A 6,050-nucleotide genomic window follows, 5' to 3' on the forward strand; every position below is an offset into this window, starting at 1 on the left:
TTTTTTTGAGTTTAAAAAAACTACTTCGTTTCTTCTTCTTTTTTAGAAGTTGCTTGATCGCCTTTAGAAGCGTCTTTAAATTCTTTAATTCCTGTTCCTAATCCTTTCATTAATTCTGGAATTTTTTTACCTCCAAAAAGTAACAGAACGATTACTAGTATAATTATTATTTCGGTAGCACCTATTCTTCCCATGATTTATAAATTTAAGCTTTCGCAGATTTTTAATATAAAATAATAAGCAAAGGTAAAAAGAAAAAAGATTAGATTTAATTTTAGCGCAATTATTTATAGTTAAACTTCGTTAAATGTTTTCAATTCGTATAAAAGAACTTATTTTTCTATATTTGTAATATAAACTATAGCAAGATGCTTAAAAGAATTTTTAATAAAAAGTTTTTAAAGAAAAAACTACTTACCAAAAACCGTTTATTAATTTTAAACGAAGATTCTTTTGAAGAACTTTTCTCGTTTCGACTTACCTTAATGAATGTTTTTGTTGCAGTAACTTTGGCAGCAATTCTCATAATTACAGCAACTACTTTTTTAATAGCTTTTACTCCATTAAAAGAGTATATACCAGGGTTTGCTTCATCTGAGTTAAAAAGAGAAGCTACCGAGTTAGCACTAAAATCGGACTCATTATCATTTGCTATCAAAAAAAATGAAGCCTATTTAGCTTCTATTAAAAAAGTATTAAATGGCGATTTGGAATATGAGAAAGTAAACAAAGATTCGATTTTGGCTGTTACAAAAGAAGATTTTTCAGAAGAAGACCTAAAACCTTCTGAAGCCGAAATTCAACTAAGAGAAGAAGTTCTTGCCGAAGAAAATAAAATCAATTTAGAAAAAAAGAAAAAATAACGTTGGAACTTTGTTTTAACCAAAAAGTATGTCATTAAAATCAATAGCCGCTAAGATTTTTGCTAAAAAAATTCACAAGAAAACGATTAAATGGGCATCAAATCCTGTTGAAACGCAACAAAAAGTTTTTGAAAGTTTAATTCGTCAAGCAGCCACAACGCAGTTTGGAAAAGACCATCATTTTTCTCAAATCAAAACCTTTCATGATTTTGCCAATCAAGTTCCCGTTCGCGATTATGAAGCGTTAAAACCTTATGTTGACAGAGTTGTTAAAGGCGAAGAAAACATCCTATGGAAAGGAAAACCCATTTATTTTGCCAAAACATCAGGAACAACTTCTGGCGCCAAATATATTCCGCTTACCAAAGAATCAATGCCTTTTCATATAGAAGCAGCACGAAACGCCATTTTGAGTTACATTCACGAAACAGGAAACGCTGATTTTGTAAACGGTAAAATGATTTTCTTGCAAGGAAGCCCAATTTTGGAAGAAAAAAACGGGATCAAACTAGGCAGATTATCAGGAATTGTAGCGCATTTTGTTCCCAACTATTTACAAAAAAATCGGCTTCCATCTTGGCAAACCAATTGCATCGACGACTGGGAAACCAAGGTAAATGCCATTGTAGAAGAAACCATCAACCAAGATATGGCTGTTATTTCTGGAATTCCATCTTGGGTACAAATGTATTTTGAAAAACTCAAAGAAAAAGCCAATAAACCAGTTGGCGAACTGTTTAAAAACTTCAATCTTTTTATTTACGGCGGCGTAAATTATGAACCATACAGAGCCAAATTTGAAAATCTTATCGGGCGAAAAGTCGATTCCATTGAACTTTTTCCAGCTTCTGAAGGATTTTTTGCTTACCAAGATTCTCAAAAAGAAAAAGGAATGCTATTGTTGCTAAACGCTGGTATTTTCTACGAATTCATAAAAACCGACGAATTTTTCACCGAAAACCCAAGAAGATATACTATTGGCGAAGTAGCACTAAACGTAAATTATGTTCTACTAATTTCTACCAACGCCGGACTTTGGGCTTACAACATTGGCGACACGGTTCAGTTTACAAGTCTAAAACCTTATCGAGTTATCGTTTCTGGCCGAATTAAGCATTATATTTCGGCTTTTGGCGAGCATGTAATAGGCAAAGAAGTCGAGTGCGCGCTACAAGAAGCCATGAAATACACCACTATTCGAGTAAACGAATTTACGGTGGCACCAAAAATTGCTCCAAATTCGGGCTTGCCTTATCACGAATGGTTTATCGAATTTGAAAACGAACCCAACAATCTCGAAGAATTTGCGTTATCTATCGATGCACAAATGCGAAAACAAAACGTATATTACGACGATTTAATTGTTGGAAAAGTATTGAGAACACTAGTAATTACTAAGGTTTCAAAAAATGGTTTTCAAGAATATATGAAATCAATAGGCAAACTTGGCGGACAAAATAAGCTACCAAGATTATCAAACGACAGAACAATTGCAGACAAATTAGTTTAAAAATCAGGAGCGATTGGCTTGGGCTTTTTCTACAATCCATTTTTGTCCGCCGAACGAGGATTCCCGCTTTGCATTCCAATCTTTTCTTTTTTAAAGAAAAAAAGAAAAGGATTTCCATTGTAAATGAAATTCATCGAACACCTATGAAAATTATTAAAGAAGTGAGATAATCGGGTCTATAAAGCAAACAAAAGGAACAAAAATGAAACTTAAAATAGCAATTCTTCTTTTACTTACCAATCTAATTTCGGCTCAAATAAAAGGCGTTGTAAAAGACAGCATTACTGGCAAACCCATTTCGTTTGTAAACATTTGGGTAGAAAACGAAAATATAGCCGCCACAACCGAAGAAGACGGAACTTTTGTTATAAACACAACTTCCAAAAGCCAAAAACTTTTCTTTTCAGCCTTAGGATTTGAAAAGAAAAGCGTAAAACTGGCAGAAGCTTCAATGGTTAGTTTAAAACCTATTTCATACGAACTTCAAGAAATAAATATTCTAAAAAAGTTAGAAACTAAACAAATAGAAATCGGAAAAACCGCAAGTGGAATCTACCAAGCTTTCGATAATGGTCCGAAAATAGACGTTAAGTTTTTTCCATACAAACCAAGTTACAAGAAAACCAAATTCATAAAGCAATTACGATTTCAAACCGATAGTAAAGTAGAAAACGCAACGGTAAAAATTCATTTTTACTCAGTAGATTCTTTGGGTTCGCCAGGCAAAGAATTGCTAAAAAAAGATTTGATTATTACTGTAAAAAAAGGAGTTAACAATAGCAGAGTTAATATTTCGGAACGAAATTTAATACTGCCAAAAAACGGTTTATATGTGGGTTTTGAAAAACTAAATATAGAAAGCAACAAAGAGGGTAAATCCTATTATCCATTTATTTTATACAGCCGTGAAGAAAGAGATTTTGCTTATACATTTACAGGTGGAAAGTGGCACAAAGAAATAAGACTTGCCAATGAAGATTCATTAACCAAATTTAGGGTGTTTGAACCAGCGATAAATCTAATACTTAGCAATTAATCTATAAAATTTGTACATTTGCAGGTTATAAGACAAAATTTAATGAAGGAAATTAAAAACATTTCGCGTTCTCGAGCGCAAGAATCGTCGGCAGCCATCGAACGATTGTACATTACCATGAGACATTTATTTAACAGAGGTTTTTACAAACCAATGGGTGTTTCAGGAGAAACTTTAAGAGAAGCCTTATTAGCGCTTCGACCAGAAATTTACGGAAGTATTGCAGATGAAAAAGTAGAGCTCAACGGTTTGCTTTATGTAATAGAAAGGCTTCCGGTAGGCATTGAAGAGTGTCGTTACATCAACTTAACTTCAGATGAAGGCTATTCCAAATCGCATTTTCAAGCAATAATTCCACCAAAAAGAAGAAGAAATTGCTACCGAATTGACGAAGAACAAATGAATGTTGAAATCACACGTGGACGTTCAGACATCTACGATATATTAACACATTTGACTTTTATTTTCATCGAATCTCACAAAATAAAAGACAGAGTTTTACTAGACGAAAGCAATGAAGTAACACGCGATTGGTTAAAACTAGAACAAGCCGCTTTACAAACCAAAAAGTTGACTCAAATAGAAAAAGAGAAAGCAATATCGCATACTTCTAACGTTTTAGGTAGAACTTTTGCTGAGGTTTTAGCTATTTACGATTCATTTGCAACAACCGAAAAACCAGACAGATTTTTACATGTAATTTACTGGTTAGGGAAAATTGCGATAGAAGAAGTTCTTGATAATAACAAACGAACTATTACTTTTAGTCCAATTTTAAGAGAAAGACTTGGGCATCACATACACGGAGAAATTTGGGCAACCAATATCAAAGAAGTTTTAAACGACAACAATCTGATTGACAGACCAATTCATATTATTAGCGCTAATATGCACTCAGTTATGAATTCAATTTTTGCCACACCAGTTTTGGGAGCAAAATACAAAGGAAAGTCAGAATATGATATTTACGAAGATTTAAGTGCTTCAGGCAGCAAAGATTTGAGAAATAAAGTTGAAACTTTCGCTTTACAACACGGTATGATTTCGCTTCCAGACCAATCAGGAACCAATATTGATGTTCAGATTTTTGATACAGCCAAAATTGATTGGGCAAAATCAAGTTTTCCAAAAACTTCTATAAAAGGTGAAAACCCTGTTATTATTGTAATGGATTATGCTTTTGGTGAACAAGCTTATGAAACCATCGATGAGTTATTAAAACCTTTCAAAAACAAGAAAAACAACTTATTTTTGAATGTCGAATCGGTTTCTATAATGGGAAAAGCAGGTATTCTTCAGGGTGGAAAAGGCGACATTATGATCCCGAATGCACACATTAATGAAGGAACAGCAGATAATTATCCTTTTGAAAATGAATTAACCGCCAAAATGTTTGAAGGAAATGGAATTCCAGTATTTGCAGGACCAATGGTTACCGTTTTGGGAACATCTTTACAAAACAAAGACTTGTTGAAGTTTTTTCATGAGTCAACTTGGGGAGCAATTGGACTAGAAATGGAAGGTTCTTACTATCAAAAAGCAATACAATCGGCTTCTAAAATTAGAAAGAGCATAAATCCTAATGTAAAAGTTCGTTATGCTTATTACGCATCAGATAATCCATTGGAAACAGGAAGCACATTAGCATCTGGCGGACTAGGAACAACAGGTGTTAAACCAACCTATTTAATCACAATTAAAATAATAGAACAAATTTTTAACATAAAATAATTAAAATGAGCACAAACACAAATCACGACCAAGAAGAAATTGATTTAGGACAATTGTTTGGTAAAATTGGTAATTTCTTTAGTAGTATAATCACAAGCATCTTTAAAGGAATTCTTTTTGTTCAAAAGAATATCATTTTATTAACGGCGCTAATTGTACTTGGAGCAGGATTAGGTTATTATCTCGATTCTGAAACTAAAGTTTACAATCATGAAGTTGTTGTTTCTCCCAACTTTGGAAGTGTTGATTATCTATATAATAAGATTAATCTAATTAATTCAAGAATTAAACAACGAGACACTTCATTTCTTAAATCAATAGGAATTGCTGAGCCAAAGAATATTTCTAGAATATCCATAAAACCAGTTATTGACATTTACAGTTTTGTTAACGAAGATAGAGGCACAACAGTAAATAATGCTCAAAACACTCAAAACTTTGAATTAGTAAAATTATTAGCTGAAGATGGCGATATTAATAAAGTAATCAAAGATTCATTGACTAGTAGAAATTACAATCATCATAAGATAGTAATTGTTACAGATGGTTTTACTACAAATTCTAAATCAATAGAGCCAATTTTAAATTATTTAAATCAATCTACTTTTTTTAAACAAATACAAAAAGTATATATTGATAATCTAAAAAATAAAATTGAAAAAGATATGATTACGATTAATCAAATAGATGCATTATTGAATCAATTTGCCACTGCTTCAAGTAATCAAAAAAATAGCAATTTGGTTTACTATAATGAAAACACACAACTAAATGATGTTATTGGAACAAAGAATAATTTAATATATAATATTGGTTTACAAAAAACCCAACTTGTCTCGCAAAACAAAATAGTAAAAGAAAGAAGTTCAACTTTAAACATTCAAAACACGAAAGGATTAAATAATAAAAT

General features: G+C 32.1%; 6 protein-coding genes. 5 read left to right on the plus strand and 1 reads right to left on the minus strand.

Features of this window, described 5'->3' with window-relative positions; translation table 11 throughout:
• Positions 1 to 20 precede the first annotated feature (20 nt).
• Positions 21 to 194: a twin-arginine translocase TatA/TatE family subunit gene (tatA, locus tag ACIQ66_RS03750; RefSeq protein WP_396211468.1), complete on the minus strand. Its 174-nt coding sequence runs from the start codon at positions 192 to 194 to the stop codon at positions 21 to 23.
• Positions 195 to 368: 174 nt separating this feature from the next.
• On the opposite strand from tatA, the gene ACIQ66_RS03755 reads away from it, so the two are divergent.
• The 5 genes from ACIQ66_RS03755 to ACIQ66_RS03775 all read left to right on the plus strand — a co-directional run.
• Positions 369 to 863 carry a peptidase gene (locus tag ACIQ66_RS03755; RefSeq protein ID WP_396211469.1) on the plus strand — a complete coding sequence of 165 codons (495 nt, stop codon included), beginning with the start codon at positions 369 to 371 and terminating at the stop codon, positions 861 to 863.
• 28 nt (positions 864 to 891) lie between these two features.
• Positions 892 to 2,373 carry a GH3 auxin-responsive promoter family protein gene (locus tag ACIQ66_RS03760; protein WP_396211470.1) on the plus strand — a complete coding sequence of 494 codons (1,482 nt, stop codon included), beginning with the start codon at positions 892 to 894 and terminating at the stop codon, positions 2,371 to 2,373.
• 202 nt (positions 2,374 to 2,575) lie between these two features.
• Complete coding sequence (locus ACIQ66_RS03765) at positions 2,576 to 3,409, plus strand: carboxypeptidase-like regulatory domain-containing protein (RefSeq protein ID WP_396211471.1); 834 nt, start codon at positions 2,576 to 2,578, stop codon at positions 3,407 to 3,409.
• Between the two features lie 42 nt (positions 3,410 to 3,451).
• Complete coding sequence (locus ACIQ66_RS03770) at positions 3,452 to 5,140, plus strand: DUF6909 family protein (protein ID WP_396211472.1); 1,689 nt, start codon at positions 3,452 to 3,454, stop codon at positions 5,138 to 5,140.
• Between the two features lie 5 nt (positions 5,141 to 5,145).
• Positions 5,146 to 6,050 (plus strand): hypothetical protein (locus ACIQ66_RS03775; RefSeq protein WP_396211473.1); only part of this gene is annotated, 905 nt, incomplete at its 3' end.

Origin of the sequence: Flavobacterium sp. (assembly GCF_044377315.1) — a bacterium.
In the GTDB taxonomy this organism is placed as follows: Bacteria; Bacteroidota; Bacteroidia; order Flavobacteriales; family Flavobacteriaceae; genus Flavobacterium.